Below are 25,242 nucleotides of genomic sequence, written 5' to 3'. Positions count from 1 at the left end.
CAACCGTGCACCGGGCCTTGCCTGTCAGGGGGCGTCGCCCTCATGCCGCCATGGTCCGGCCTGCACTGCGCGAGTCAAGGGCACTGCGCTGCGCTCCGTGTCGCTACGCGATCGACTACGTCGACCCTGGACACGCTCCGCTTCGGCCTAGAGGCGGCAGTTACGAGGACGACGCCGGAGAGTGGCAACGCCTCGCGCCGACTATGCGGCGGGGTCGCTGTCGATGAAGCGGCGCAGCTCGTCGGCGTCGGAGATGAGCCGGTTCACCGCGTCCTTCAACGTGGCGTTCTCCCGAGCCGCCAGCGTGTTGAGCACCCAGCCGCGGATCAGCGCCGACACCGGGAGCTCGGCCTCACGAGCGATCTGCTCGATCTTCGCGAACTCCGCCGCCGGCAACCGCACCGACTGCACCACCGACCCGGCCAGGTTCGGCTGGGTGAATTTCGTGCCCTCCGGATACGGCTCGTCCCTGGTCGCCTCGGACTCGGCCTGGATCTCCTTGATCTTGTCCTCGATCCGGCTCATCTCCTGCTCCTCTTCATGTACTCGCGCCGGTCGGTGCTGTTCGACGGCCACCCGTTCGCGCCCCACAACCACGACACCCGCGGGTCGCGGACCAGGATCACCGTCAACAACTCCTCCCTCGACCGGCACAACCCGATGACCCGGATGCTCTTCCCGGACTTGCTCTTGGTGTCCGGATCGAGCACCGCGGCCTGCGGGTCGGCCAGTGCTTCGTTCGCCTCCTGCTCGGTCACCCGGTGCTGCTCCCACATGTGTGCGGCACCGTGCGTCCAATCCACGTTCATCTACTACAACCCTACTACGAGTAGTTACAGTCGTCATCAGTCGTTCTGCCGCCGTCCTCAGCCCAGGTGTGTCGCTCGCTCGGCGGCTTCGGTCAGTGCCGCCGCGATCTCCGGCGCGGCCGTGACGGCGAGCAGGAAGCCGGCCGTCGCCGCCCACGGGGTGGTCACCGTCAGCTCCACACACACCGAAGCCCGCGGCTGTACGCGTTGCGCGAGGTTCACCCCGACCAGGCCGGCACCGCTCATCCCGCCGGGCACCGAGGCCAGGTATCGGCGGTGCACCGTGTGACGGCCCTTCTCGTCGCACCACTTCACCGAGCAGACCGTGTTGCGGTCGACGATGCCGGTCACGTGTACCGCTCCAGCTCCGCGGCGAAGAGCTGCCGCACGTCCTGCAGCGACGAGCGCAGCTCGCTCAACCGGTCGGCCATCTCCGGGATCCCGGACAACGTCTTCGCGTGCTGCTCAACCAGCGCGGCCGAGCGTTCCAGCGTCTCCATGTGAAGCTCGGCGGCCAGCGCACGGCCGGCGCGGCGATCGAGCATTCCGCGGCGGCCGAGCACGAACCCGTCCCATCGGCGGTAGAGCCGGTCCAGCCGCTCGATGATCTGCTCGTCGGTCATGCCCGGCAGATACGCTCGCGCGTCGGTGAGGACGGCCGGGGTCCAGCCGGCCCGCTGCGCGAGATCGGCGATGCGGTGCAGCTCGTCGGCCAGCTGGTGCGCTTCGATCGGCACCAAGCCGAACTGCGCGAACTGCTCGGTGCCCTCCGGACGGATCGTCACATCGATCGTCGGGCCTTCCTCGTCATGAAAGACGACGATCTCCCCGAGGCTTTGATGCAAGAACGGAACGCGGGTGATCTCCCGCTCCTTCGGCTTCGATACGGTAACCATTGGGTCTCTCCTGGTCTAGTCAGGTGGGATCAAGTCCCCGGCCCGGTGTTCACGCACCGGCCGGGGGCGACTGGGGATGAGGCGGAGCACGCTCACGGCGGCCCCCGTGCCGACCCCAGCGCCCATGGTTTGGCCCATGGAATTGCAGCGATGACGGCTCGAACTGATGAGAATGTTCGACAGGCCCAAGACGGCGTCGCTGCTGGCCAGAGCGGCGCGAGCAAGTACGCGAGAGGCGACGAGAAGGCTAGACCGCTAATCCGCGGGTTCAGGGTTCGATCCCCTGGGGGCCCACTGGCTCTGCCAGTTGGGTCGCCGACACGATCGATTCGTCGACGATGACGGCCGGCTCCTGCCATGGATGGTTGGCGATCAGTCCTCGATCGACGACACGCTCCAGCAGGCCGGGGTCGCGGGGGATCACGAATTCCAGCCGGATGGTCGGCACGCGTTCGGTTCGCCCGACCTCCCCGACGGACGGCGAGGCGCCCGGCAGGGGGCGAAACTGCTCGACACCCGGTGCGGACCACCAGGCGGATCGGTCGTAGGGGCCGAACCTCAACTCGACCTCGGCTTCGATTCCCTCGAGTAACGCATCCAGACTCTCCGGGGGCACAAACGTCGTGATCCGATATGCCTCTCGCATTCCCTTGCTTCCCTTCACCCGTGGAATCCGCTGACATCCTCCACCACACCCATCTCCCCGAGGTAGATCGCCTCGGCCGGCGCCCGGCGCCCGGCGCGCAGCCGTGCCGGACGGGCCGGGTCGCGGAGGCCACGAGACCGAGCGAGGGCGACGAGGCGACGGAGGCCGGCGATCAGGTCTGCCGAGGTCACGACCGCGGACGCCGGAGTGACGGCGCCCGGGGAAGCCGATGGCGTTGAGCCCGAGCGACACGATCAGGTGCGTCACGCCATCGGCAGTGGCGAGGACGTCGCGGGAGAGCGGGGCGGCAGCGGACGCGTCGTGGAACGGCTGGTCGGGGGGCGTCGGCCAGCAGCCGGTTGCCGATCAGCCCGTGGTTCAGCACACCGAACGCGTCGCCGAACGCGGCGTGTAGGCGGACGGCGAGGAGATCCGGCCAGCGGGAGTTCGCGTCCGGCCGGGACGTGGCGCCGTCGGCGAAGGAGTCATCGAGCGGGCGGTGCTGGCGTCGGACGACGCGGGCAGCCGCGACGGTGAGTCCGTGGTCACGCTCATCCCGGATCAGGGGGAGTGCGACGCGACCGGGTCCACCGACCTGGCCGTCGTCCAGGGCATCGGCCGCACCGGCCGGCTCGTGACCAGCGCGGCGCTGACCCTCTTTCTCGCGTTCGCCGCGCCGGCCGCCAGCCCGGCCGCCGATCTGAAGGTGATGGCGACCGGCCTGGGCTTCGGCATCCTGCTCGACGCGACCATCATCCGGTCACTGCTCACGACCGGCTGACGCCGCTGGTCAGTGGCGGAACACGCTCTTCGGTATGAAGCCGGTGACGACCTGAGTCCGGTCGACGACCTCGGCGTTGTGGTAGTTCACGGCGATCGAGGCGAACGAGTAGGCCTTCGGGACCGTCATCCCCTGGGTCGTGACGAGGAAATCGACGGTCTTCTGGACGGCGAAGCGCATGGCGCGGTCGAGGTCCCAGTGGATGCCCATCATGATCCAGTGGTCGTCGGTCTCGGCCCACGGCAGCTCAGTGGCGACGTTCTTGATCAGGGTGACGCGGAACGTGCCGGCCAGCGAGTGCTCGACCGCGGTGCCGCTGACCTCACCGTCGCCCTGGCAGCTGTGCGGGTCGCCGATGAAGATCTGTGCCCCGGGCTGGAAGACCGGCAGGTAGAGGGTGGTTCCGACGGTGAGGTCGCGGACGTCCATGTTGCCGCCGAACTTTCCGGGCGGGGTCGAGTTCTGCACTCCGGTGGCCGGCGGCGGCGCGTCCTCGGTGTTGCCGATGAACTCTCCGGTCGGAGAGGCCACCGCGATGATCCCCGGGAACTTGTGCGTCGGGACGACGATGCCGTCGGCGAAGAAGACGACCTCCTTGCCGCGATGGAGGCCGGTCCGGTACAGGTGGGTCCGCACGTCGGGCCAGACCCCGGCCGGCAGGTCCGGCGGGATCTGCGCGGGGATGTCCAGGCCGGCATCGCCCGCGCGCCAGCCCGGGTAGAACTCGGCCATGACGCCGCCGGTCGGGGCGGTGTTGTTGAAGCCGTAGGGCACACGGGTGTCGATCTCGAGGATGTCGATCGCCACAGTGTCGCCAGGCTCGGCGCCGCGGACGTAGATGGGGCCGGTCAGCACGTGGCCGCCGTACTGCCGGTTGGTGGCCTGCCGCTCCGGGAGGGTCTCCCAGAACGCGATGCCGTCGTCGAGGATCTCCCGCGGCTTGACGCCGAACGCGCTGAAGTAGTCGTGCGGGTGCACGTTGGGGTTGGTGAAGCCCTGGTGCGAGAGGGTGTCGACGCGGACGACCTGTCCGGAGCGCATCGTGACCGCGGGCTCCCAGCCGATCGGGAAGCCGCCCCAGTGCAGGTGATCCGGCGTCGACCTGAGGTGGTGGTCGTACCTCATGCGCCCACTGTGCCCACTGCCTGGTGCGGCGTGCGCTTGCGTCGTGCCGGTGCCGCCGACGGCGGCTGCGAGTGGGACGGCGAGCCCTGCGGCCAGGACGCTGCGCCGGCTGGCCGTACTCCAGTGGTTCGTGGACATGGACGACTCCCTTCGATGCGGAGGGGGTCGCGGCGGCGAGTGAATCTTGTATCCGCGACCACCGAAACGGTCGCGGGCGCGTGTTGCCCCGGTGTGACGATCGCGCTAATCCTGGCGCCTCGGCGGCTCAGCCGTAGTCCGCGGCCGTCGTCCGGAAGGCCACGACGGTGCGGACGGCGACGTCGAAGCCGAAGCTGAGGAAGGAGCCGTCGGTGAGCTCTACGCTGGTCGGGTTGGCCTGGTCCTCCCAGCCGGAGTTGTACAGCGGCAGCGTCTCGTGGTCCGTCCACGGGCCCGACGGGTCCTCGATCAGCGCGCCGTACGTCGGCCGGCCCGGCTGCGCGGAGTTGCCGTACGTCATCAGCACCGAGCCGTCGGTCGTGAGCAGCAGGTGCGCCGACGACGCCGGCAGGCCGGTGGGCTCTGGCGTGGTCCACGTGCGGCCGTCGTCGAACGAGCGGACCAGCATCGACTCGCTCTCGGCGGCGAACACGTTGTCACGGCGGCGGATCTGCATGACCAGCTCGCCGCTGGGCAGCCGGACGACGTTCGGCTCGGCGTTGGAGTAGCGCTCGTCGTCGGCGACGACGGTGATCTCGGCCGACGCGGGGAAGGTGCGGCCGCCGTCGGTGCTGCGGGCCAGCCGTGCGCCGTAGCCGTACAGCGGCTGCAGGACGTCGCCGTTGGGCAGCTCGACGGCAGGTGCGTGCTGCGCGGTGACGGGCTGCGTGCCCTCCACCTGCGTGACCTCGGGGAACGTGAGCCCGCCGTCGGTCGAGCGGTAGACGAACGTGCCGACGTTGCGCTCGGGCACGGTCGACCAGTCGGTGCGGAACACCGTCAGCAGCACGGTCCCGTCCCGCAGCACGCTGAGCTTCGGGTCGCGGTTGTCCCCGCCGGGTGTGGCGGCGACGGTGACCGGGTCGGACCAGGTGGCGCCGTCGTCGGTCGAGCGGATCATCCGGACGACGCCGTCGGCCTTCGTGTGCCCGTCGGCGTAGTGGTACGCGACCACGATCGTGCCGTCGGCGAGGCGGACGGCGTCGGGGAAGCGCGGCTCTGCGGCACCCTCCGGCTCCTGCGCGACGACCCGCGCGGGGATCGGCGAGTACGCCTGGATCCGCTGCTGCGTGGACCGGGTGACGCCGGTGCGCAGGTCGGTGACGGTGACGGTGACCGGGTGCAGGCCGATGTCCACGCCGTCGATCGGCGCGCTGACGACCAGCCGGCCCGGCTCGCCGCTCACCCGGCCGACGAACGGCTCGTCGACGCCGTCGACGACGACCCGGGCCCGCACCTGCGCCGCGCGCACCTCCGGGTCGTCGATCGTCGCGACGACGGTGGACGCGGGGTGCTTCTCGGCGACGTAGGACGTGAGTACGTCGGTGACCGGCAGCCCCTCGGCCAGCGCCGGGCCGGCCGGGTCGATCTCGCGCAGCGCGACGTCGTCGAGGTAGGCGTCGGAGTTGATGGCCGACGCGCCGCTGGAGGCCAGCTCGAGGCCGGTGATCGCGCTGCCGCCGGACGCCCGGACGGTCGTACGGAACGACATTCCGTTCACCGTGAGGACGGCCGCCTCGAGGCTCGCGTCGATACTGACGCGGCTCGGCACGTCGCGGGCGGTGAGCATCGGGACCGTCGCGAGGCGCACGTACTGGCGGCCGTCGTAGACCGACACCTGCGCGGTCGTGCTGCCGCCGTACGGGTAGACCGGGTTGATCATGAACCGGTAGAGGCCCAGCGACGGGTTGTCGCCCTCGGCGTGCACGACGACGAACGTCGGCTGCCGGGTCGAGTGGGTGGCGAAGTCGAACGCGAAATGCCTGGCTGCGGCCGCGGGAGCGGGGATCTGCAGCCGCGACTGGACCGTCGTCGAGGTGTCGGTCAGGTGCACCGCGCGGTTGCCGGGCGGCCCGAACGGGGCGGCGGCGACGGTCACCTCGCCCTGCACGGTGTAGCCGGCCGGTGGCGCGCCGAGGGGCTCGTCGTCGAAGCCGCGGACGGGGGACGGCCCGGCCGACGCGGCTGGCAGGGTGGTGGTCAGCAGCAGGGCGGCGATGACGGCGACGGCGGCTCGTGGCATGGGGTCCACTCCCTGTCCGGCTTGGCGGCGGCATGGAACGTCGTGCCACGATAACGGCGACACCGTTCCATGCCAAGACCCGTGCGGCGCTGGCCGGCTGTCTCTACGCTGAGCCCAGGATCGTCGCCGATCGTGGGAGGGGAACATGCCCGAAGCCGTGGTGGTCGAGGTCGTCCCGTATCCGGGGCCCGACGTGTTCGGGGCCGGCAAGGTCAACGACTACGTGCTCCTGATCGGATCCGCGCTGGTGCTGCGCGGCAAGAAGTACCGCGACCTGTACAAGGAGGGCCCCAGCCGCAGCTGGTCGTCGACCGACCAGGCCGCCGTCAAGGCGTTCCAGGAGGACCAGGGGTGGAAGGGCGCCGACGCCGACGGGATCCCCGGCAAGCAGACCTGGGAGCGGCTCGGCCTCGGCTGAGGTCTTGTAAGTAAGTACTTACTTCTGCCATGCTGCGTCGCATGGCAGAAGTGCGCAGTACCGCGCCGCAACGCCGCGCCGACGCCGTCGCCGCGGCGATGCGGGTGATCGCCGACCACGGCCTGACCACGGCGGCGATGCAGCGCGTCGCGGACGAGATCGGGGTGTCGCAGCCGTACGTCTTCCGGCTCTTTGGCAGTAAGCAGGGACTGCTGCTGGCCTGCGTCGACGAGGTCGGGGCGCGGGTGCGGACGACGTTCCGCGCGGCCGCGGCGGCGCAGCCCGGTGATCCGCTGACGGCGATGGGCGCGGGCTTCCGCGAACTGCTCGCCGGCGGCGTCACCGGCGGGCTGTGGCTGCAGGCGTCGGCCGTCGCCCGGCACGACGAGGTGGTGGCGGCGCGCTGCCGCGACGTCATCGCCATCCTGCTCGACGAGGCGGCCCGGCTGACCGGCGCCGGCCCCGACGACCTCGCACGCTTCCTGGCCGACGGCTCGCTGGTGGTGCTGCTGCAGGCGATCGGCGTGGACCTCAGCGGCGGCACCCGGACCGCCGTCGGCACCCTGCTGCCCGGGACGGTGACACCGTGAACCGGCTGCTGCTCCCCGTCGTCGCGCTGCAGGCGATGTGGGTGCGCTCGACGTTCACGCTGGCCGAGGCGGCCGCCGGACCGCTGGCCGGGACCGCGGGCGCCGGTGACACGCCGCTGCGGGTCGCGGTGCTCGGCGAGTCGACGGCGGCCGGCGCCGGCGTCGGCTCGCACGACGACGGGTTCGCCGGCGCGCTGGCCCGATCGCTCACCGAGCGCACCGGCCGCCCCGTCGCCTGGCAGGTGTCTGCGCAGAACGGCGCGACGTCGCGGCGCATCCGGCACCGGCTGCTGCCCACGCTGACCGGCGACTACGACGTCGCCGTGCTGCTGGCCGGCGCGAACGACGTGCTCACCCGCCGTCCGGCGGCGGACTGGCGCGACGACCTCGCCGCGATCGTCGACGGCCTTGCCGAGCGGGCCGGGCAGGTCGTCGTCGCCGGGATCCCGCCGTTCGAGCGATTCCCGGCGCTGCCGCGGACGCTGCGCCGCTACCTCGGCGAACGGGCCGCCGCCCTCGACGACGTCGCGCGGCAGGTGTGCGCCGGGCGGCCGCGGGTGACGTGGGCGACCGTCGACGCGGCCATGCCGTCGTCGCCGGAGCTGTTCTCGGCCGACCGCTTTCACCCGTCCGCGACCGGCTACCAGCTGTGGGCCGCCGCCGTCGCCGCCGTCGTTCCGGAAACATCGCTGTGACCTGAGCGACCTACCGTCGGAACCATGCGGATCGCCGTCGACGACCTGACCGGCGCGGACATCGCCGCGTTCCTGGACGAGCACGTCCAGGAGATGCGGTCGATCTCGCCGCCGGAGAGCAAGCACGCCCTCGACCTCGACGGGCTGCGCCGGCCGGAGGTCACGTTCTGGACGGTCCGCTCCGACGACGGCGGTGTCATCGGATGCGGTGCGATCAAGCGCCTGGACGAGCGGCACGCCGAGCTGAAGTCGATGCGGACGGCGGCCGCCCGCAAGCGCGCCGGGATCGCGTCGCTGCTGCTCGGCCACATCATCGACGAGGCGCGTGCGATGGGGTACGGCCGGCTGAGCCTGGAGACCGGCTCGGAGGAGTTCTTCCGGCCGGCCCGGCGCCTGTACGAGAAGTTCGGGTTCGGCTACTGCGAGCCGTTCGCGGATTACGTGCCCGACCCGCTCAGCGTGTTCATGACCCGTATGCTGTGACGCACATCACAGCGCGTGTCGCGTGCTGATCGTGGTCCCGCCGGTCTCCTAGAGCGCAAGAAAGGCCAGCCTCCTCCGGGGCCGCGGCGTGGTGGGACGCCGGCGAACACCCCGGAGGAGGTGCTGCTCGCGGGGAACGGAGGTCGCGACATGGAGATGCCGCGGCGGGGACGGTTCCGCTCGCGTCGGCGCCGGCGTCGGCGCCGGTTCGCCGATGTGCTGAGGCCGACGTTCGCCCGGGAGCTGCGGGGGACGTTGCTGCACGTCCAGTGGACGGTGTCGGTGGCGCTGGTGCTGGCGTTCCTGGGCGCGGCGCTGGTCGCCGGCCTGCGGGTCGGCCCTTAAGTGTGATGTCCAGGCAGGTTGTGCGATCGGGTACGGCGAGCCGTAGATAGGTGAAGGCCTCCCGATGTGGAGTGGAGCTGTCTAGGACCCACTTCCACGAGGGAGGCCTTCATGGCTCACGCTAACGCGGCGCTGACCCCGAAGCATCGACTCCGGCTGGCGCGGCTGATCGTCGATGATGGTTGGCCGCCGTCGCGGGCGGCGGAGTTCTTCCACGTGTCCTGGCGCACGGCCGACAAGTGGGCCCGCCGCTACCGTGGCGAAGGCGTGGCGGGGATGGTCGACCGGTCCTCGGCCCGTCATACCCAGCCTGCCAAGACCAGCGAGCCGCTCAAGCGCAAGATCGTGCATCTGCGGTGCAAACAGCGACTCGGGCCGGTCCCGATCGCAGCGAAGCTCACGATGCCGGCCTCGACCGTGCACGCGGTCTTGGTCCGCTGCGGGCTCAACCGGCTGTCCCACATCGACCGGGTCAGCGGCGAACCCGCCCGCCGCTACGAACGCACCCGGCCGGGTGAGCTGATCCATGTCGATGTCACCAAGTTCGGCAACATCCCCGACGGCGGTGGCTGGCGCTTCGTCGGTGTGGAGCAAGGCGGCCGCAACCGCAACGCCACCCGCGACCGAACAGGGATCAGGAGCCGCGGCTACTACCCCAAGGTCGGCACCTGCTTCGTGCACACCGTCATCGACGACTACTCCCGCATCGCCTACGCCGAGATCCACGATGACGAGAAGGCCGTCACCGCGGCCGGTGTGCTCTACCGGGCGGTGGCCTGGTTCGCCGAACGAGGCGCCACGGTCGAGCGTGTCCTGTCCGACAACGGCCCGGCCTACGTCTCCCACCTGTGGCGCGACAGCTGCACCGACCTCCAGATCAAGCACAAGCGGACCCGACCCCGACGCCCTCAGACCAACGGCAAGATAGAACGCTTCCACCGCACCCTGGCCGACGGCTGGGCCTACAAGAAGCTCTACACCTCCGAAACAACCCGCCGCGCAGCCCTGGCAGGATGGCTACACCAGTACAACCACCACAGGCCCCACTCAGCCCTCGGTGGCCTTCCACCCATCACCCGGTTGGACAACCTGACTGGACATCACACTTAAGGCGTCAGTCGGCCGGGCGGTCCGCCTCGAGGACGGCGACCAGGGCGCGCATCGTCGCCAGGGCGTGCCGCAGGTCGTCGAGGTCGAGCTGGGAACCGATGTGCTCGGCCCACGGGTGCTGCACCAGTGAGATCCGCCGGATCGACCAGTAGCCGGCCTCGGTGCAGGCCAGCAGCTTGGCCCGGCGGTGCGCCGGGTTGTCGCGGTACTCCGCGAGGCCCTGCTCGACCAGCAGGTCGGCGACGCGGCGGACGCCCTGCCGGGACATCCCCATCAGCCGGCCGACGTCGGCCAGGGTGCGCGGCTGGTCCAGCACGCCGCCGAGCACCTGCCACCATGCCGCCGTGATCCCGCCGGCCGCGGCCATGTCCTGCGCCGCGTCCATCAGCCGGGCGTTGAGCCGGAACGTCGTCAGCGCGAGGTCGGTGAGGGTCTGGCCGGCCGGAGTCGCCGGCGACGGCTCCGGCCAGTCGGCCCGCGGCGGGACGACGGCGCCGGGTGCGGTCATGCCTGCACGAGCGCGGGGTAGGAGCGCGCGTCGGCGGCGTGGAACACGTCCTCGTACGCCTGCAGCCGCTGCTCCGGCGCCAGGCCGAGCAGGCTCAGCGTCGCGCGGGCGAACTGCACCGGCGAGTCCGGACCGGCCGTGATCAGGCCGTCGCCGATGACGGCGCGCGCGTCGACGTAGCGGTCGTGGCCGCCGTAGCCGGGCTGCATCGCCAGGTACTCGACGGCCGCGCTGGTGTGGTCGCGGTCATCCAGCAGCCCGGCGCGGGCCAGGCCGGCCGTCGCGCCGCAGATCGCCGCGACCGGCACGCCCGCGTCGAGGAAGCGCCGGGCCGCGTCGGTCCACACGGCGCCGCCGCCGGCGTCCCAGTGCTCCGCACCGGCCAGGATCAGCAGGTCGCTCGCCGCCGGGTCCAGGCCGTCGAGCATCCGGTCCGGGAGGACGCGCAGCCCGCCCATCGTCGTGATCGGCTCGGCCGACTCCGCGACCGTCACGACGTCCCACGCCTGGCCGGTGAACCGGCCGGTGCGCAGTTCGACGATCAGGTGCCCGATCTCCCAGTCGGCGAGCGTGTCGTACAGGGCTACATGCGCGGTCTTCGTCATAGACAACATGTTGTCATATTGGGAACATGTTGTCAATACGTCATCGGACGACGACGGTGACTCCTTGCGCGTGGTTGTTGGCCATGCCCTGACGATTCCAGGCCTGATCGACGGGCTGCTCGTGGCCGGCGCCGTCGCGGGCGCGGACCCGCAGCTCGTACCGTCCGGGGATGGCGGTCCACTCGCAGCGCCACGGGCGCCAGGCGTACGGCGCCGGCTGCGGGCCCAGCTCGGCGGGCCGCCAGCTGCCGCCGTCGTCCGTGCTGACCTCGACGGACTCGACCGGCGCCCAACCCGACCAGGCCCGCCCGGTCAGCTCGACGACGCCGCGGTCCACGACGCGGACGCGGCTCTGGAAGTCCGGGACGCCGGGCGGCTGGAGCAGCGCCTTCGGGAGCATCCGGGTCACCGGCTCGCCGGGCTCGTCGGCGCTCTGCTTGAGCCGGTAGGCCGTCACGTTCTGGAAGCCGTCGAACTCCGACTCCAGCACCTCGACGCCGACCAGCCACTTCACCTGCGCCATCCCGTACCAGCCGGGGACGATCAGCCGGACCGGCGCGCCGTGCTGGGGTGGCAGCGGCAGCCCGTTCATCTCGTCGGCCAGCAGGACGTCGTCGCGCAGCGCCTCGGCCAGGGGCAGGCCGCGCTGGTAGGTCTGCTCGACGCCGCGCTCGAAGCCGCGGTCGGCGCCGGTGAACGCGACGTCGACGGCGCCGGCGGTCACGCCCGCCTCGGCGAGCAGGCCGGCCAGCGGCGTGCCGGTCCACTCGGCGGTGCCGACCGCCTCGTCCAGCCACGGCTGGCTGACCGGCCGCGGGCTCAGCCGGGCCCGTCCGTTGCCGGCGCACTCCAGCGTGACCCGGTGCGTCACCCGTGGCCGGGCGCGCAGCTCGTCCAGGCCGAGCGACAGCGGCCGCGTGACCGCGCCGGACACCGTCAGCCGCCAGCCGGCCGGGTCGATCGCCGGGATGTCGTAGTGCGTCAGCAGGTAGTGCAGACCGGCCGGGGTCACGTCGTAGCGCAACGCCTCCAGCGGCAGGCCGTGATTGCGGGCCGCGAGCCGCAGCTCGTCGATCGAGACCCCCTCGTCGGGCCCGGCGATGCGCGCCGGTGCGCTCACCCACTCCTCGACCGTGCTCATCGTCCAGTCGTACTCTCCGTGCGCCCGGCTGGCAACAGCTCCCGCAGGTCACACGAGGGCCGCTGGCCGCAGATCAGACCAGCTCGGCTTGTGCGCGTTGCCGGAGCCGCCAGCGGCGCAGGTTCACCGATTGCTCAGTACGCCCGAGCTGTTCCGCTGCTTCCTTGATCGTCCGCGACCGCACGACCTCGTCTTCCTCGGGTGTCCATGCTCGCCGTGACAGCGCCCGGGCTCGCATGGCCGCAGGTCTCCGCCAGGCGGCGACAGCCTCAGCGGCTGCTGCCTTCCGGGCGAGCGCGAGGCAACCGGCGGGGTACAGCCACGCGGCCAGTGTCGCGGCCGGGTCGCTCGCGACCATCGGGCCGAAGACCTGGTCGCGGCGGTTCCGGCCCGGAGTGCGACGGGCACCGGTCACGCTCAGCACCTGCCCGCAGAAGTACGCCGCGATTGCCTCACTCGCGGTCGTCAATGAAATGAACGGTCGACCTGCGCCCGTGAACCCGACGCTGCCGTCGCCGTCGATCAATCCACGGAGGTAGCCGCGTGGATCGAAGGGCACTGTCGGAGGACGGAGTGCGTCTGACTTTCGTCCGACGGGGACGCCGCAGGCGATCAGTTCCTCGCGGAAGCTTCGCACCTGTGCGCTCCAGGTGGCGGAGCGGTGTAAGCGCGAGAAGTTGGTCGCGCGGCTCCGCTCGGTGACCGAACTCGGCACGTCGGGGAACAGCTCGCTGAACGCGTACAGAGTGTCGATGTCACGTGCGGACACCTCGATCGCCGCACGGCCTTTGCCTCCGGGACCAGCGGACAGGTGACCGTCGGTCTGGAAGAAACCGAAGAAGTAGGCGTGTTCGTCGCGGGTCAGGTCGAGATGCGACACCTCCCAGGGTAGCCGTCAGAGGACGGCGACGGCCTCGACCTCGGTGCGGTAGCGTGACGGCCGGAGGAGCAGCGCGACCGCACCGCGCGGCGCCCTCCGGCCGGTGCCCCAGTTGCGCGAGTCATAGCTCCAGGTCCGCGACGACGGCGAAGTGGTCGGACGGGTACAGCCCGCCGACCGGCTGGTCGAGGACGGTGGCCGTGTGGACCTTCGGCGGCTTGGTTCCGTCCGGCGCCCGGAACAGGATGTAGTCGATCCGGCGGTTGAGCTGCTTCGTCGCGCCCAGCGGCGCCATCGGCAGCGCGGCGCTCAGCGTGACCCCGTCGCCGTCCGCCCCGCTCGCCGTCCACGCGTCGGTGACCGTGCCGTCGCCGGTGAGCGCTGCGATCTCGGGTGTGTCCGGGCCGGCGTTGAGGTCGCCGAGGAGCAGCACCGGGTCGCCGAGTGCGCTGAGGTCGGTGGCCAGCGCGGCCAGCTCCCGCGTCTGCGCGAGGTGGTCCTCGGCGAGGTGGGCGTGGTGCTCGGCGCAGACGCAGACGACGTGCAGCCGGCCGGTGGGGTGGTCGACGGCGGCGATCAGAGCGACGGGGACCTGGTCGCGGCTGGACGGCAGCCGGTGCGTCCAGGCGTGCCGGATCGGCCAGCGGCTGAGGATCGCCAGGCCGAGGCCGACCCCGTCGTGGCCGGGCTCCTCGATCGGGTGCGGGAGCGAGGGGCCGCCGAACACCGAGTGCATGCCCAGTGGCGCCGCCAGCACCGCTGCCTGCGACGACTCCCGGGTGGCCCACGTCTCCTGCAGGCCGACGATGTCCGGCCGGTGGGTGGCCAGGGTGGCGGCGATGCCGATCTGCCGCTCCATCCACTCGTCGCCGAACCGCCACCAGACGTTCCACGTCATCGCGCGCATGACGGTGACGTACCCGCCTGCCGGAACGTCAGTCGGACAGGGCGCGGACCGACGGCGGGACGGGGATGTCGTCGCGGAGGTCGGGGGCGGGGACGGGATCGCCGTAGCCGCTGCACAGCGGGACGATGCCGGCCCACGCCTGGCCGGCGACGTCCTCGGGCAGGTCGTCGGGCCAGCGTTCGCTCACCTTGAGCGACCAGTCGGCGATCGTCATCGCGAGGATCTGGGTGGCGGCCAGTTCTCTCTTCGTCGGGCGGCGCAGCTCGGTGGAGCGGCCCGGCAGGATCCGGTCGACCAGCACGTCCAGTGCCCGCTCCTTGTCGTCGTCGCGGAGCGGCGTGAACCGGCCGAAGACGACCGCGCTGCGGTAGTGGAAGGACGACTCGAACGACGCCCGCGCCACGACGACGGCGTCCATCGCGGTGACGGTGACGGATGCCTTCGCGCCGGCGCCGAGGGCACGCAGCCAGGACGAGCCGGTCGACCCGTGCACCAGCAGCCGGTCGCCGTCGCGGGCGACCGCCGTCGGGAACGCGACCGGATACCCGTCGACCACGACGGACACATGCCCCAGCAGCACGTCGTCGAGCAGGGCGTGCAGCGCGGCGAGGTCGGTGACGGCCTTGTCGGCCATCCTGGTCAGTGTTGTCGGCGGGTTCGTCCCCATGGGGGCATTGTGCCGTCAGCCCGCCGCGGTGGTCATCGCACGGTGATGCTGTGGCCGGGGAAGTCGGCGACGATGCGGATGCGGCCGCCGAGGGCGGCGACGTAGCGGCTGATGGTGTCGACCTCGGTGCGGGTGAGGTCGCCGCGTTCGATCTCGCTGACGCGTTTCTGGCTGACGCCCATGTCGCGTGCGACGTCGGTCTGGGTGCGGTGCTGCTCGCGCCGGATCTCCGCCAGCCGGTACGCGGCTTCCTCCGCCGCCAGCTCGGCACGAGCCTCGGCAACCGCGGCCTCGTCGAGGGTCAGCTTGGCGCGAGTCTCGGCCCACGTCGGCCAGCGCGCGGTGTCGGTCGTGGGTTCGGTCTCCTGAGTCATCTCGTCCCCTACGCCTTGTCCTCATCCAGCATGGTCAGCCACTCGTCGTGCCGGTCGTCCGCAAGCGGGACAGCCGCCTTGTACCAGCGTTCCCACTCGCCTCGCTCGTCGCCGGCCACCAGGAGGATCGCAGCGCGCCGTGGATCGAACACGAACAAGATCCGTACCGTCCGCGCACGCAGCTCCTTCATGTTGTGGTGCCGACTGCCCTTGATGCTGTCCACCGTCGGCCGGCCCAGCGCCGGTCCAGCCTCAGCGAGGCGGTCAAGAACTGCGGCGACCGTCGCCGCGGTCGTTCCCGTCAGGCCCTCCAACCACTTGGCGACCTCAGGGTGTTCGTGAATCACCCAGGCACCCATGAATATACCTGATATGTTCTAGTAGGCAGGCGGTATTTCGCCCGAGTGCACGTGGGCAGAATGCGCCCTTGGCGTACGTGCTCAGGAGATGGGCACACGACGAAACGGGCCCGGAAACGACGAAAGCCTCCCGGGTCGGTGATGCCGAGCCGGAAGGCGTGCCGTACTCGATCATCCTAGCGGGCGGCGCCGCCCCGCGGAAGGCCCCGGACGCTCAGCCGGCCAGGGACCACGCGCCGAGCTCGACCCTCCGGGCGATCTGACGTGGCTGGCCCTCGGTGACGCGCCGTTCGATCGTGACGACACCGATCATGGCGCCGTCGAAGTCGATGACGGAAGAGTCCGGGGCGTCGCTCTGGCTGCGCAGGCAGTGCGCTCTCGAACTCGTCGCGCGGCCGAGGGCCGCCGATGTAGGTGCTCACCTCGGACGAGGTGAACAGCTCGACGATCGCCGCACGGTCGCGCGCCTCGGGCTCGCGGAGTACGAGCCGTTCGGTCCGGATCGGGGTCGGCGGCCACCCCTCCACAGGCTCAGCCGACGGTGAGGACGGCGGGCGGGAGCGCCGCCCAGTCGCCGGCGGGCCAGGCGAGCGGGTCGTCGGGGAAGGAGGCCAGCTCGGCGACCTGCCAGGCGCACCAGGGGGAGACCTCGCGGCGGGCGGTGAGGACGTCGTCGCGGAACATGGTCCAGGGGATCCACTCGAAGCCGCCGACCTCGGAGTCGTGCGGTTCCGGCGGGTCCGCGGTCGTCGCGGCGAAGACGGGGCAGACCTCGTTCTCGACGACGCCGTTGGGCATGACCGCGCGGTAGCGGAACCGGGGAAGGACGGGGCGCAGGGCGGCGACGCGGACGGCGAGCTCGTCGACGCCGCGCCGGGCGATGGCGGCGGCGATGTCCTCGCCCGGGCCGGGGTGCCCGCAGAACGAGTTCGTCCACACGTCCGGCCAGGTCGGCTTCGTCGCGGCGCGCTTGGTGACCAGCAGCGAGCCGGCCGCGTCGAACACGTAGCAGGAGAACGCCAGATGGAGGGGCGTCCGGGCGGTGTGCACCTCGCTCTTCAACGCCGTCCCGACAGCGGCGCCGGCCGGGTCCAGCAGCACGACCCGCTCGCCGACCAGGATCTCCGTCATCGGTTCCCCTTTCGCAGAGCGCCGTCGAAAGGATGCCTTACCCAGCTGACCCAGGGCAATCGCCCGTCACACGCGACTTCACACGCCGGCAGCGGATCGTCGCCACATCGACCGATCGACAACGGGGGGAACCACCGTGAGCACGCAGTCCGTACAGCTCCTGGTCACCGAGGCCAAGAGCCGGATCCGCAACCTGAGCGCCGACGAGGTCGCCGACCGGCTGGCCGCCGGCGGCGTCACGCTGATCGACATCCGCGAGCCGGACGAGGTCGGCCGTGACGGCTCGATCGCCGGCGCCGTGCAGGCGCCGCGCGGGATGCTCGAGTTCTACGCCGACCCGGCCAGCCCGTACCACCGGGCCGAGTTCGACCCGGACCGCCGGACCATCCTGTACTGCGCGTCCGGCGGCCGGTCCGCGCTGGCCACGGCGGCGCTGCAGGAGCTCGGCTACACCGACGTCGCGCATCTGGACGGCGGTCTGAAGGCGTGGACGGCCGAAGGCCGGCCGGTCGCCTGACGGGGGGCCGCGAAAGATGGCGGGCCGCGAACCATTCCGCGGCCCGCCATTCGCGGTCACAATCGACCCAGCGGGGGGGTGTCGCATGGGGACGATCCGGCTGCTCGGCCCGCCGGTCATCGAGGACGACGGCCGGCCGGTCCGCGCGCCCCGCGGCCGCAAGGCGTGGGTGCTGCTCGCCTACGTGCTGCTGGCCGAGCGGCCACCGAGCCGGCAACGGCTGGCCGAGCTGTTCTTCGCCGACGCCGACGATCCGCTCGGCGCGCTGCGCTGGACGCTGGCGGAGCTGCGCCGCACGCTCGGCCGGTCCGACGTGCTCACCGGCGACCCGGTCGTCGTCGGAGGCCTGGTGGACGACGCCGTCGACGCGCGGTTGCTGAGCGACGATCTGGCCGATCCGGCGCCGCTGCTGGCGACCGGCCATGAGCTGCTGGAGGGCGTGCACGTCGCATCGTGTCCGGAGGTCGAGTCGTGGCTGGCGGTCGAGCGGCACCGGGTGTCGGCGCTGATCGAGACCCGGTTGCGGCAGGCGGCGGTCGCGCTGCTGGCCGCCGGCCAGGCCGCCGACGCCGTCCCGTACGCGGCCCGGGCGGTCGAGCTGAACCCGCTCACCGAGGGCAACCACGAACTGCTGGTGCGCAGCCTGGCGATGGCGGGGGACCGGACGGCGGCGCAGCGCCAGATCGCGGCCGCCAGCGACGTGCTGATGCGCGAGCTGGGCGTCGAGGCGTCACCGGCGCTGACGGAGGCCGCCTCGGTCGCGTCGGACTCGCCCAGGACGCCGGCGCTGAGCGGCCGGGCCGCGGCGCTGAGCCAGCTCGACGCGGGTCGCGCGGCGATCGACGCGGGCGCCGTCGACGCGGGCATCCAGTGCCTGCGCCGGGCGGTCGCCGAGGCGGCCCGCGTCCGGGATCCGCGGTTGCGGGCGCGGACGCTGACGGCGCTCGGCGGCGCGCTCGTGCATGAGGTCCGCGGCCACGACGAGGAGGGCGCGCTGGTCCTGCAGGAGGCGCTGCGGTTCGCCGAGACCGCCGGTGACCGCGCGATCGCCGTCACCGTGAACCGCGAGATGGGCTACGTCGAGGTGCAGGCCGGCCGCCGCCCGGCCGCGCGGACCTGGCTGGCCCGGGCCCAGGAACTGGCCGAGACCGACGAGGAGCTGGCCGCGATCCTGGGCGTGCGCGGGCAGAACGCCTCCGACGAGGGTGACTACCCGGCCGCGTTCACGTTCCTGACCGAGTCGATCGACCGGTCGCTGGCCGCGGCCGACGCCCGGCAGGAGGCGTGGTCGCAGTCGATCCTGGCCCGCGCGCACCTGCTGCGCGACGAGCGGCACCAGGCGGCCGCGGCGGCGCAACGGTCGGTGCGGCTCGTTCAGGAGCAGCGCTGGCTGGCGTTCCTGCCATGGCCGCAGGCGCTGCACGCGGAGGTGCAGTTGCGCAACGGCGACCTCGCCGCGGCCGGGGACGCGTTCGAGCAGTCCTGGGTGCTGGGCTGTCAGATCGGCGACCCGTGCTGGGAGGCGTTCGCCGCCCGCGGGCTCAGCCTCGTCAGCGCCGGCCGCGGCGATTCCGGCTCGGCAGAGCAGTGGCTGGCCGAGGCGGCCGTGCGCTGCAACCGCACCACCGACCGCTACCACTGGATGCAGGCCCACGTCCTCGACACCTCCATCGGCGCGGCGCTGGACCGCGGCGACGCCGACCGGGCCCGGCCGCTGCTCGCGACGCTGAGCGCGGTGGCCGCCCGCGGCGGCATGCGCGAGCTGGTGGTCCGCGCGCAGCTGCACCGGCACCGGCTCGGCGACGGCGGCGCGCTGGCGACCGCGCGGGTGCTCGCAGCCGACGTCGACAACCCCGCCCTGACCGCTCTGCTCGACGATCCCGACCGACCGAAGGTGGCACGATGACGCACTTCCTGAGCGACGCGCCGGACAGCCCGGGAGCGCAGCGCCTCTACGAGGAGGACCTCGCCGAGGACGGCTACGTGATGAACGTGTCCCGGCTGTGGGCGCACGGCCCCGAGGCGCACGAGCGGCTGTTCGACCTGATCACGCACGTGTGGGAGGGCCACGGGATGACGTTCCGGCAGCGCGGCATCCTGGTCGGCGCGACCGCGTCGTCGCTCGGGGACTCGGTCTGCTCGTTGGTCTGGGGGTCGCGGCTGGCGGCCGAGGCGGACCCGGAGACCGCTGCCGCCGTCCTCACCGGCCGCGACGACGGGCTGACGGCGAAGGAGCGGGCCATGGCGGCGTGGGCCCGCCGGGTGGTCGCCGACCCGAACGGCACTGCCCAGCGCGACGTGCAGGAGCTGCGCGACGCCGGCTGGACGGACCGGGAGATCTTCGGCATCACGGTGTTCTGCGCGCTGCGGGTGGCGTTCTCGACGGTGAACGACGCACTCGGCGCCCGGCCGGACGCCCAGTTGCTGGACATCGTCCCGCAGCCCGTCCTCGACGCCGTCGACTACGGACGCCCGATCGAGGAGCCCGCGCCCTCCCCAACCCCATGATCATCAATGATCCAACCCCCTATGGGTGGTTGGATCATTGATGATCATGGGAGCGTTGTGCCGAGCGGGCGGCTCGCGTCGAAGCCGGGCAGGATGAGGAACGTCGCGCTGCCGGTCGGCGTCACGTATTCGCCCAGGTCGTCGACCTCGTCGAGGCGGAACTGGGTCTGCACGAACGTGCGCAGGTCGCGCTGGAAGCAGATGAACAGCAGGCCGGCGTCGCCGCCGCCGTCGTCGAAGGCGTAGCCGCGGCGCAGCATCAGCGCGCTGCCGGTGACCGACGGGTGCGCTGCGCGCACGTGCGACCGGGCTGGCGTGACGTACTGCCCGTCCGGCGTCTTGGCCAGTAGGTCCGCCTCGCCGGTCGGGCCGCCGCCGGACAGCGGCGAGCCGTCGTTGCGGCGCCGGCCGATGACCTGTTCCTGACGGTCGACCGGCTCGGCGGTGAACGCGGCGACGTCGAGGAGGAGCCGGCGCACGACGCAGATGCTGCCGCCGGCGAACGGGCCGTCGGCGATCCACACGTGCTCGTCCTGTTCCGCGGCGTCCTTCGGGACGATCACGCCGTCGTGGAAGCCGAGCGGGTTGCGCGCGATCGTGCCGGTGCCGGGCGCCCGGAAGCCGCGCTGCGACCACCTGAGGACGGCGTCCGGCGCGGCCTGCTCCGTCAGCCAGGTCGCGGCCCGGTGCACGTCGTTCGGGTCGCTCGCGTAGACGGCGATCAGCAGGTCGCCGCCGGTCCGCTCGGGTGGGACGGAGGCGTCCTTCGCGAACGCCGGGAGCGGCTCGGCGCCGGGCAGATCGGCGCCGAACACGGCGACGACACGTGGGCCGAGCCCGACCGTCGCGGTGAGGTCGCCGGGACCGTCCAGCAGCCCGGCCTCGGCGGCCCGCTCGCCGGTGAGGTCGAGGATGGCGGTGCCCAGCCGGGCGCACAGGGCCCGGACGGCGTCCGGCTCCGGCGCCGCGACGAGGTCGAGGACCAGCAGCAGGCCGTGCGGCTGCGGCGTGCCCGGACGGGCGATGCCGGCCTGGTGCGTGCCGGCGGCGTCGACGTGGTCCGGCCGGCCGCCGGTGGACGCGGCCGGGGTGGCCGGGCGGTCGCCGCCGCTGCCGGCGGCGCGCCGGTCGTTGTCGTCGGCGGTCGCCCGGCCGGCGGCCAGTCCGGCGGCGCCGGCGAAGCCCGCGGTGACGCCGGCCGCGGCGAGCCCGCGCAGCAGGTCCCGGCGCCGGGTGCCGCGCGGCTCCCCGGTGTCGGGAGCGGGTGTCGTGGGTTCGCTCATCAGCCGCTCGCCGTCGTCGCGAGGAACTCGCCGGCGAAGTCGACGCCGGGCGCGTCGGCGAACTCGACGGTGGTCCAGTCGCCCGCGCCGCCGAGCCGGGTCTCCAGCCGCAGCAGCCGGCTCTCCTCGTCCAGCCAGTACCGCACCGTCGCGTCGCTGCCGTCCGGCGCCGTGGTGGCCGTCTCCGGATCGTAGGCGCGATCCGCGGTCGGCCCGGCGACGACGTCGACCGGTACGCCGTCGACGTCGTCCGACCGCAGCCAGCGGGCGTCGGTCTGCTGCAGCAGCAGCGGGTTGTCCGGCCGGTCGCTGGCGGACTGGAAGACCAGCGCCAGCACCGCGTGCAGCCGCGACTGCTCCGGCGCCAGCGCCGACGACGCCCACTCCGCGTCGTCGGGCGGCGGCAGCGGCGGTCCGTCCGCGGATGCGGGACCGACCGGCGCGTGCGTCGTGATCCCGGACAGCGTCCAGGCGACCAGCTCGGGGTCGGCGCCGTCCGTGCTGACGTTCGCGTAGCCGACGTGCCGGGCGAAGTCGGCCCAGCCGTCGACGGTGCGGGTGCGGCCGCCGTCGACCACCTCGAACCGGATCGCGCGGACGCCGTCGGTGTAGTTCGTGTAGCGCATCATCGACAGCCGCTGCGCCTCGTCGCCGGTGAGCGGCCGCGGCCCGGATCCGGTCTCGGAGGGACTCGATCCGGCCGGCGAGTCGTCGTCGCCGGAGCACCCGGACAGCGCGATCAGCGCGGCCACGGCGATCGCCGCGAGGCGGCCGAGCCGCCGCCGGGATGTGGTCATGCGCCCGAGTGTAAGCATGCCCGCGCGTCGCTCACCTGGCATTTCGGACACACCCCGGCCAAAGTTCCAGCCCGAAACGTGATCTGCGTCACATCGCGTGCTGATCGCCATGTGCCGCGACTCTTCATGGTCAGCGCCGTTCTCTACCCCGACCTACGAGGGCGTGCGACCGCAGTTGTACGACAGTGACGGAGGACCCCGTGAGATCGCTTCTGGAACGTGGCTACGGCCGGCCAGGTCCCGACCATCGCCCGAGACGGGCCGGATCGAGGCGGGCCCGTGCGGCCGCCGGGGCGGTCACGGCGCTCGGCGTCGTCGCCTCCACCCTCGGCGCCGCGGGCCTCGCGACGCTGCCGGCGCAGGCCGCCGTCGGCGACCCGATCACCGGCACCATCTGGCAGGACTACGACTCCGACGGCATGTACGACACGTTCGAGGCCTCCGGCCTGCTGGAGGGCATCGAGGTCTACGCCTACGACGCCGACGGCAACGTCGCCGGCCCGGCGCTCACCGACGCGAGCGGCAACTACTCCCTGGCGGTCACGAGCGACGCCGGCCCGTGGCGGGTCGAGGCGAACGTGCCGGCCACCCCGGAGTGGGAGGAGTGGCGCGACTCCGTCGTCGGCCGAGCCGCCGGGCAGAGCAACGGCACGACGGTGCAGTTCATCGACGCCGTGCCCGCCACCGGGATCGACTTCTCCTTCCAGACGCCGGGCACGTTCGTCGAGAACAACCCGTTCGTGTTCCTGCCCGCGTTCCGGTACGGCGGTCACGACGGCGTTCAGTCGGCGGAGTTCGCGGGTGCGGCGCACGAGTACGACGCGATGAGCCCGAACACCACGACCGCGGTGCCGACCACGATGCACGTGCCGTTCGGTCAGATCGGCACCACCTACGGCACCGCCTGGCAGCGGGCCGAGGAGCCCGGCGGCACGGGGACGGTGTTCGCATCGGCCTACGTCCGGCGGCACTCCGGTCTCGGCCCGGGCGGCATCGGCGCGATCTACCGGATCACGCCGGACGGCGGAACGCCGGCCTCACCGACCGCGAGCGGCGACCTCCTCGTGGACGTGACCGACTACGGGATCGACGTCGGCAGCGACTCCGACCCGGGCGCGGTGCCCGGCGATCCGAACGGCCTCCGGCCGGTCTTCGGCCTCGACAACGCGGCGTACGACTGGGCGACCGACGCTCAGGCCTGGGACCGTGTCGGTCGTGAGGGCCTGGGCGCGATGGAGATCTCCAACGACCAGCAGTCGCTGTTCGCGGTCAACCTGCACAACCGTTCGCTGATCGAGATCGGCATCAGCCGCGACGGCACGCAGGTGCTCGACGTGACCGAGCACGAGCTGGACGGCTACTTCCCGGACGGCAGCGACCTGCGGCCGCACGGCATCTCGGCCAACCCCGAGACCAACGAGATGTACCTGACGGTCACGGACACGGCCGAGTCGACCGGGAGTCGGGCCGACCTGCACGCCTACGTCTACTCGTTCGACCCGGCCGACCCGACGAACCTGACCGAGGTGCTCGACTTCTCGCTCGGGTACGAACGCGGCCTGTTCGCCGGCCTCTACAGCGCGAACTACTACCCGTGGAGCACCGACTCCGCGGACTGGACGCACTTCCTGCAGGGCCAGGTCATGTACTCCGCCGTGCCGATCGTCGCCGACGCCCGCTACCTGCACGGCGACCTCATCGTCGGCATCCGCGACCTCGGCGGCGACCTGTTCGGCAACCTCACGCCCCTCGCACCCGACAACCCCTTCCTCGTCGTCCCGCGTTCCCTCGGCGGCGAGCTGCTGAAGGCGGGCTCGAACGGCGACGGCACCTGGAGCATCGAGCAGAACGGCGTGGTCAACGGCCAGCAGGGCGCGACGACCCAGGTCACGCTGAACGGCCCGAACGGCCAGCCCGGCAAGTTCTTCATGGACACCTGGGTGAACAGCGCCGAGCACCTGGGTGCGACGTTGGTCGTCCCGAGCCGCGCGGACGGAATCCTGGAGACCGGCTTGCACACCGCCGAGGGCGGCTTCCAGGTCGGCACCCGGCGCTACTTCCAGGACACCGGCGGGCTGGTCGAGCCGCGCGGCGCGGCCGTCATCACCAACACCAACATCCCGCCGTCGGCGACGGTCAAGGGCAACGGTCTCGGCGAGCTGACGGCGATGGCGTCGGCGGCGCCGATCGAGATCGGCAACTACGTCTGGTTCGACATCGACAACGACGGCATCCAGGACCCGGACGAGGCCGTGGTCGAGGGCGCCACCGTCAACCTGTACGAGGTCGACGCGGACGGCAACCGCACGCTCGTCAGCACCACGACGACGGACGCGAACGGCGAGTACTACTTCTCGTCCAACGACCAGAACTACCAGCTGAAGACGCACACCGACTACGTCGTGGGCGTGGACAACCCGGCCGACTACGAGGCGGGCGGAGTGCTGGAGAACTGGTACCCGACCGTCCCCGACACCGGTGACCCGAACTCCGTCGACGCGAACCGGAACGACTCCGACGGCCTGGTGGAGACCACCGACGACGGCGACTTCCCGTACGCGGCCATCACGACCGGCGGGCCGGGCGAGAACGACCACACGATCGACTTCGGCTACTCGAACATCGACTATGAGTTCGACAAGCGGACGGTCTCCGGTCCGACGGAGAACCCGGACGACGACGGCACGTGGACGGTCGTCTACGAGCTGGTCGCCGAGAACACCGGCATGATCCCGGGGGCGTACCTGCTCACCGACGATCTGACCGGCTACGGCGACGGCGTCGAGGTGGTCGACACGGAGGTGGTGTCCGGTCCGCCGGAGGCCGACGGGCTGCTGAATCCGAACTGGGACGGCACGACCGACCTCAACGTCGTGACCGGCGAGGTGCCGATCGCGCCGCAGTCGACCGTCGAGAACGGCACCGAGCACGTCTACACGCTCGAGGTCACCGTCAGCCTCACCACCGACCCGGACACCGGCGAGGTGACGGCGCTGCCGGAGAACCTGGCCTGCACCGACGGCCAGCAGGCCGGCGACGCGACCACGGGGCTGTTCAACCACGCCACGCTGGACCCGACCAACCACGAGGACCTCACCGACGACGAGTGCGGCGATCTCCCGATCGTCACGCTGGACAAGACCGTCGTCACCGAGCCGTACGTGGTGGACAAGGAGAACCAGCCCGGCGTCTGGGAGATCACCTACGGCCTCACCGTCACCAACGAGTCCGAGGTGCCGACCGACTACGACCTCGAGGACGCGCTGCGCTTCGGCACGGGCATCGAGATCGTCGACGGCTCGGTCGTCGCGACGAACACCGTCCCGGGCGGCATCACCACACGGCCGGAGTACGACGGCGTCGGCGACCTGCTGATCGTCGAGGACGAGCCGATCGGCGCGCTGGAGTCGCACGAGTACACCGTCACCTGTATCTTATACACATCT

The 25,242-nt window shown here is 71.9% G+C and carries 29 protein-coding genes and 1 pseudogene; 11 read left to right on the top strand and 19 right to left on the bottom strand.

Annotated elements, in window-relative coordinates:
• Positions 1-201: 201 nt before the first annotated feature.
• From C1I92_RS20570 to C1I92_RS20550, 5 genes are all read right to left on the bottom strand, one after another.
• Positions 202-525 carry a hypothetical protein gene (locus tag C1I92_RS20570; protein WP_111256521.1) on the bottom strand — a complete coding sequence of 108 codons (324 nt, stop codon included), beginning with the start codon at positions 523-525 and terminating at the stop codon, positions 202-204.
• Positions 522-809 carry a hypothetical protein gene (locus C1I92_RS20565; protein WP_199521423.1) on the bottom strand — a complete coding sequence of 96 codons (288 nt, stop codon included), beginning with the start codon at positions 807-809 and terminating at the stop codon, positions 522-524. The genes C1I92_RS20570 and C1I92_RS20565 overlap by 4 nt, the downstream gene beginning before the upstream one ends.
• Positions 810-866: 57 nt before the next feature.
• Positions 867-1,160: a hypothetical protein gene (locus C1I92_RS20560; protein ID WP_111256519.1), complete on the bottom strand. Its 294-nt coding sequence runs from the start codon at positions 1,158-1,160 to the stop codon at positions 867-869.
• The gene (locus tag C1I92_RS20555) at positions 1,157-1,594 is read right to left on the bottom strand and encodes a hypothetical protein (RefSeq protein ID WP_111256518.1); all 438 of its coding nucleotides are present in this window, start codon (positions 1,592-1,594) and stop codon (positions 1,157-1,159) included. Before C1I92_RS20555 ends, C1I92_RS20560 begins: the two co-directional genes overlap by 4 nt.
• A 379-nt stretch (positions 1,595-1,973) precedes the next feature.
• Positions 1,974-2,369 carry a YqfO family protein gene (locus C1I92_RS20550; protein WP_199521422.1) on the bottom strand — a complete coding sequence of 132 codons (396 nt, stop codon included), beginning with the start codon at positions 2,367-2,369 and terminating at the stop codon, positions 1,974-1,976.
• Between the two features lie 481 nt (positions 2,370-2,850).
• Between C1I92_RS20550 and C1I92_RS20540 the strand changes: the two genes are divergently transcribed.
• Positions 2,851-3,132 carry a hypothetical protein gene (locus C1I92_RS20540; RefSeq protein ID WP_199521421.1) on the top strand — a complete coding sequence of 94 codons (282 nt, stop codon included), beginning with the start codon at positions 2,851-2,853 and terminating at the stop codon, positions 3,130-3,132.
• A 9-nt stretch (positions 3,133-3,141) separates the two neighbouring features.
• Here C1I92_RS20540 and C1I92_RS20535 read toward each other — a convergent pair whose 3' ends face one another.
• Positions 3,142-4,257 carry an acetamidase/formamidase family protein gene (locus C1I92_RS20535; RefSeq protein WP_158564215.1) on the bottom strand — a complete coding sequence of 372 codons (1,116 nt, stop codon included), beginning with the start codon at positions 4,255-4,257 and terminating at the stop codon, positions 3,142-3,144.
• A 265-nt stretch (positions 4,258-4,522) separates the two neighbouring features.
• A complete protein-coding gene (locus C1I92_RS20530; RefSeq protein ID WP_111256514.1) occupies positions 4,523-6,478 on the bottom strand; it encodes a sialidase family protein in 1,956 nt (651 codons plus the stop codon).
• A gap of 145 nt (positions 6,479-6,623) precedes the next feature.
• On the opposite strand from C1I92_RS20530, the gene C1I92_RS20525 reads away from it, so the two are divergent.
• The 6 genes from C1I92_RS20525 to C1I92_RS20500 all read left to right on the top strand — a co-directional run bounded on the left by C1I92_RS20525 (position 6,624) and on the right by C1I92_RS20500 (position 10,119).
• On the top strand, positions 6,624-6,896 hold the full coding sequence (locus C1I92_RS20525) for a peptidoglycan-binding protein (protein WP_111256513.1): 273 nt from the start codon (positions 6,624-6,626) through the stop codon (positions 6,894-6,896).
• A 41-nt stretch (positions 6,897-6,937) separates the two neighbouring features.
• Positions 6,938-7,486, top strand: coding sequence for a TetR/AcrR family transcriptional regulator (locus C1I92_RS20520; RefSeq protein WP_111256538.1), 549 nt, complete (start codon positions 6,938-6,940; stop codon positions 7,484-7,486).
• Positions 7,483-8,181, top strand: a complete 699-nt coding sequence (locus C1I92_RS20515) for an SGNH/GDSL hydrolase family protein (RefSeq protein ID WP_111256512.1) — start codon at positions 7,483-7,485, stop codon at positions 8,179-8,181. The genes C1I92_RS20520 and C1I92_RS20515 overlap by 4 nt, the downstream gene beginning before the upstream one ends.
• Positions 8,182-8,205: 24 nt before the next feature.
• Entirely contained in the window at positions 8,206-8,664 is a 459-nt protein-coding gene (locus C1I92_RS20510) for a GNAT family N-acetyltransferase (RefSeq protein WP_111256511.1), read from the top strand.
• 150 nt (positions 8,665-8,814) lie between these two features.
• Positions 8,815-9,009 carry a hypothetical protein gene (locus C1I92_RS20505; protein ID WP_111256510.1) on the top strand — a complete coding sequence of 65 codons (195 nt, stop codon included), beginning with the start codon at positions 8,815-8,817 and terminating at the stop codon, positions 9,007-9,009.
• A 111-nt stretch (positions 9,010-9,120) separates the two neighbouring features.
• On the top strand, positions 9,121-10,119 hold the full coding sequence (locus C1I92_RS20500) for an IS481 family transposase (protein WP_111256509.1): 999 nt from the start codon (positions 9,121-9,123) through the stop codon (positions 10,117-10,119).
• Positions 10,120-10,123: 4 nt separating this feature from the next.
• On the opposite strand, the gene C1I92_RS20495 is transcribed toward C1I92_RS20500, so the two are convergent.
• The 10 genes and pseudogenes from C1I92_RS20495 to idi all read right to left on the bottom strand — a co-directional run bounded on the left by C1I92_RS20495 (position 10,124) and on the right by idi (position 16,691).
• Positions 10,124-10,627, bottom strand: coding sequence for a MarR family winged helix-turn-helix transcriptional regulator (locus C1I92_RS20495; protein ID WP_111256508.1), 504 nt, complete (start codon positions 10,625-10,627; stop codon positions 10,124-10,126).
• Positions 10,624-11,232: a DJ-1/PfpI family protein gene (locus C1I92_RS20490; protein WP_111256507.1), complete on the bottom strand. Its 609-nt coding sequence runs from the start codon at positions 11,230-11,232 to the stop codon at positions 10,624-10,626. The genes C1I92_RS20495 and C1I92_RS20490 overlap by 4 nt, the downstream gene beginning before the upstream one ends.
• 40 nt (positions 11,233-11,272) lie before the next feature.
• Complete coding sequence (locus C1I92_RS20485; RefSeq protein ID WP_111256506.1) at positions 11,273-12,373, bottom strand: sulfite oxidase; 1,101 nt, start codon at positions 12,371-12,373, stop codon at positions 11,273-11,275.
• Between the two features lie 73 nt (positions 12,374-12,446).
• Positions 12,447-13,253, bottom strand: coding sequence for an LAGLIDADG family homing endonuclease (locus C1I92_RS20480; protein ID WP_111256505.1), 807 nt, complete (start codon positions 13,251-13,253; stop codon positions 12,447-12,449).
• 121 nt (positions 13,254-13,374) lie between these two features.
• On the bottom strand, positions 13,375-14,160 hold the full coding sequence (locus C1I92_RS20475) for an endonuclease/exonuclease/phosphatase family protein (protein WP_111256504.1): 786 nt from the start codon (positions 14,158-14,160) through the stop codon (positions 13,375-13,377).
• Positions 14,161-14,188: 28 nt separating this feature from the next.
• Complete coding sequence (locus tag C1I92_RS20470; protein WP_111256503.1) at positions 14,189-14,794, bottom strand: pyridoxamine 5'-phosphate oxidase family protein; 606 nt, start codon at positions 14,792-14,794, stop codon at positions 14,189-14,191.
• A 65-nt stretch (positions 14,795-14,859) separates the two neighbouring features.
• Complete coding sequence (locus C1I92_RS20465) at positions 14,860-15,201, bottom strand: helix-turn-helix domain-containing protein (RefSeq protein WP_111256502.1); 342 nt, start codon at positions 15,199-15,201, stop codon at positions 14,860-14,862.
• 8 nt (positions 15,202-15,209) lie between these two features.
• Positions 15,210-15,560: a type II toxin-antitoxin system RelE/ParE family toxin gene (locus C1I92_RS20460; RefSeq protein WP_111256501.1), complete on the bottom strand. Its 351-nt coding sequence runs from the start codon at positions 15,558-15,560 to the stop codon at positions 15,210-15,212.
• A 235-nt stretch (positions 15,561-15,795) separates the two neighbouring features.
• Positions 15,796-16,087: pseudogene (locus C1I92_RS35670) on the bottom strand (GNAT family N-acetyltransferase); the annotation flags it as partial.
• A gap of 4 nt (positions 16,088-16,091) precedes the next feature.
• Positions 16,092-16,691 (bottom strand): isopentenyl-diphosphate Delta-isomerase, encoded by a 600-nt coding sequence (gene idi / locus C1I92_RS20450; RefSeq protein WP_111256500.1) that lies wholly within the window; start codon positions 16,689-16,691, stop codon positions 16,092-16,094.
• A 136-nt stretch (positions 16,692-16,827) separates the two neighbouring features.
• On the opposite strand from idi, the gene C1I92_RS20445 reads away from it, so the two are divergent.
• The 3 genes from C1I92_RS20445 to C1I92_RS20435 all read left to right on the top strand — a co-directional run bounded on the left by C1I92_RS20445 (position 16,828) and on the right by C1I92_RS20435 (position 19,716).
• Entirely contained in the window at positions 16,828-17,208 is a 381-nt protein-coding gene (locus tag C1I92_RS20445; protein WP_111256499.1) for a rhodanese-like domain-containing protein, read from the top strand.
• 85 nt (positions 17,209-17,293) lie between these two features.
• Complete coding sequence (locus C1I92_RS20440; RefSeq protein ID WP_158564214.1) at positions 17,294-19,114, top strand: AfsR/SARP family transcriptional regulator; 1,821 nt, start codon at positions 17,294-17,296, stop codon at positions 19,112-19,114.
• Positions 19,111-19,716 carry a carboxymuconolactone decarboxylase family protein gene (locus C1I92_RS20435; RefSeq protein ID WP_111256497.1) on the top strand — a complete coding sequence of 202 codons (606 nt, stop codon included), beginning with the start codon at positions 19,111-19,113 and terminating at the stop codon, positions 19,714-19,716. The genes C1I92_RS20440 and C1I92_RS20435 overlap by 4 nt, the downstream gene beginning before the upstream one ends.
• A gap of 44 nt (positions 19,717-19,760) precedes the next feature.
• Here C1I92_RS20435 and C1I92_RS20430 read toward each other — a convergent pair whose 3' ends face one another.
• Positions 19,761-20,999 (bottom strand): Dyp-type peroxidase, encoded by a 1,239-nt coding sequence (locus C1I92_RS20430; RefSeq protein WP_111256496.1) that lies wholly within the window; start codon positions 20,997-20,999, stop codon positions 19,761-19,763.
• Positions 20,999-21,796 (bottom strand): hypothetical protein, encoded by a 798-nt coding sequence (locus C1I92_RS20425; RefSeq protein ID WP_111256495.1) that lies wholly within the window; start codon positions 21,794-21,796, stop codon positions 20,999-21,001. The genes C1I92_RS20430 and C1I92_RS20425 overlap by 1 nt, the downstream gene beginning before the upstream one ends.
• A 200-nt stretch (positions 21,797-21,996) precedes the next feature.
• Between C1I92_RS20425 and C1I92_RS20420 the strand changes: the two genes are divergently transcribed.
• Positions 21,997-25,242, top strand: a 3,246-nt coding sequence (locus C1I92_RS20420; protein ID WP_325048158.1) for an SdrD B-like domain-containing protein, incomplete at its 3' end; no start/stop codon positions are given.

The organism is Jiangella anatolica, from assembly GCF_003236295.1.
Classification (GTDB): domain Bacteria; phylum Actinomycetota; class Actinomycetes; order Jiangellales; family Jiangellaceae; genus Jiangella; species Jiangella anatolica.
This window is presented reverse-complemented; position numbering and strand designations above follow the sequence as displayed.

Excerpts from the sequence above, each read along its gene's own strand:
- C1I92_RS20475 (WP_111256504.1), bottom strand. The coding sequence starts at position 14,160 with ATGCGCGCGATGACGTGGAACGTCTGGTGGCGGTTCGGCGACGAGTGG.
- C1I92_RS20435 (WP_111256497.1), top strand. The coding sequence starts at position 19,111 with ATGACGCACTTCCTGAGCGACGCGCCGGACAGCCCGGGAGCGCAGCGC.
- C1I92_RS20535 (WP_158564215.1), bottom strand. The coding sequence starts at position 4,257 with ATGAGGTACGACCACCACCTCAGGTCGACGCCGGATCACCTGCACTGG.
- C1I92_RS20430 (WP_111256496.1), bottom strand. The coding sequence starts at position 20,999 with ATGAGCGAACCCACGACACCCGCTCCCGACACCGGGGAGCCGCGCGGC.
- C1I92_RS20495 (WP_111256508.1), bottom strand. The coding sequence starts at position 10,627 with ATGACCGCACCCGGCGCCGTCGTCCCGCCGCGGGCCGACTGGCCGGAG.
- C1I92_RS20500 (WP_111256509.1), top strand. The coding sequence starts at position 9,121 with ATGGCTCACGCTAACGCGGCGCTGACCCCGAAGCATCGACTCCGGCTG.
- C1I92_RS20465 (WP_111256502.1), bottom strand. The coding sequence starts at position 15,201 with ATGACTCAGGAGACCGAACCCACGACCGACACCGCGCGCTGGCCGACG.
- C1I92_RS20485 (WP_111256506.1), bottom strand. The coding sequence starts at position 12,373 with ATGAGCACGGTCGAGGAGTGGGTGAGCGCACCGGCGCGCATCGCCGGG.
- C1I92_RS20520 (WP_111256538.1), top strand. The coding sequence starts at position 6,938 with ATGGCAGAAGTGCGCAGTACCGCGCCGCAACGCCGCGCCGACGCCGTC.
- C1I92_RS20510 (WP_111256511.1), top strand. The coding sequence starts at position 8,206 with ATGCGGATCGCCGTCGACGACCTGACCGGCGCGGACATCGCCGCGTTC.
- C1I92_RS20425 (WP_111256495.1), bottom strand. The coding sequence starts at position 21,796 with ATGACCACATCCCGGCGGCGGCTCGGCCGCCTCGCGGCGATCGCCGTG.
- C1I92_RS20570 (WP_111256521.1), bottom strand. The coding sequence starts at position 525 with ATGAGCCGGATCGAGGACAAGATCAAGGAGATCCAGGCCGAGTCCGAG.
- C1I92_RS20565 (WP_199521423.1), bottom strand. The coding sequence starts at position 809 with ATGAACGTGGATTGGACGCACGGTGCCGCACACATGTGGGAGCAGCAC.
- C1I92_RS20530 (WP_111256514.1), bottom strand. The coding sequence starts at position 6,478 with ATGCCACGAGCCGCCGTCGCCGTCATCGCCGCCCTGCTGCTGACCACC.
- idi (WP_111256500.1), bottom strand. The coding sequence starts at position 16,691 with ATGACGGAGATCCTGGTCGGCGAGCGGGTCGTGCTGCTGGACCCGGCC.
- C1I92_RS20490 (WP_111256507.1), bottom strand. The coding sequence starts at position 11,232 with ATGACGAAGACCGCGCATGTAGCCCTGTACGACACGCTCGCCGACTGG.
- C1I92_RS20525 (WP_111256513.1), top strand. The coding sequence starts at position 6,624 with ATGCCCGAAGCCGTGGTGGTCGAGGTCGTCCCGTATCCGGGGCCCGAC.
- C1I92_RS20505 (WP_111256510.1), top strand. The coding sequence starts at position 8,815 with ATGGAGATGCCGCGGCGGGGACGGTTCCGCTCGCGTCGGCGCCGGCGT.
- C1I92_RS20470 (WP_111256503.1), bottom strand. The coding sequence starts at position 14,794 with ATGGCCGACAAGGCCGTCACCGACCTCGCCGCGCTGCACGCCCTGCTC.
- C1I92_RS20440 (WP_158564214.1), top strand. The coding sequence starts at position 17,294 with ATGGGGACGATCCGGCTGCTCGGCCCGCCGGTCATCGAGGACGACGGC.
- C1I92_RS20460 (WP_111256501.1), bottom strand. The coding sequence starts at position 15,560 with ATGGGTGCCTGGGTGATTCACGAACACCCTGAGGTCGCCAAGTGGTTG.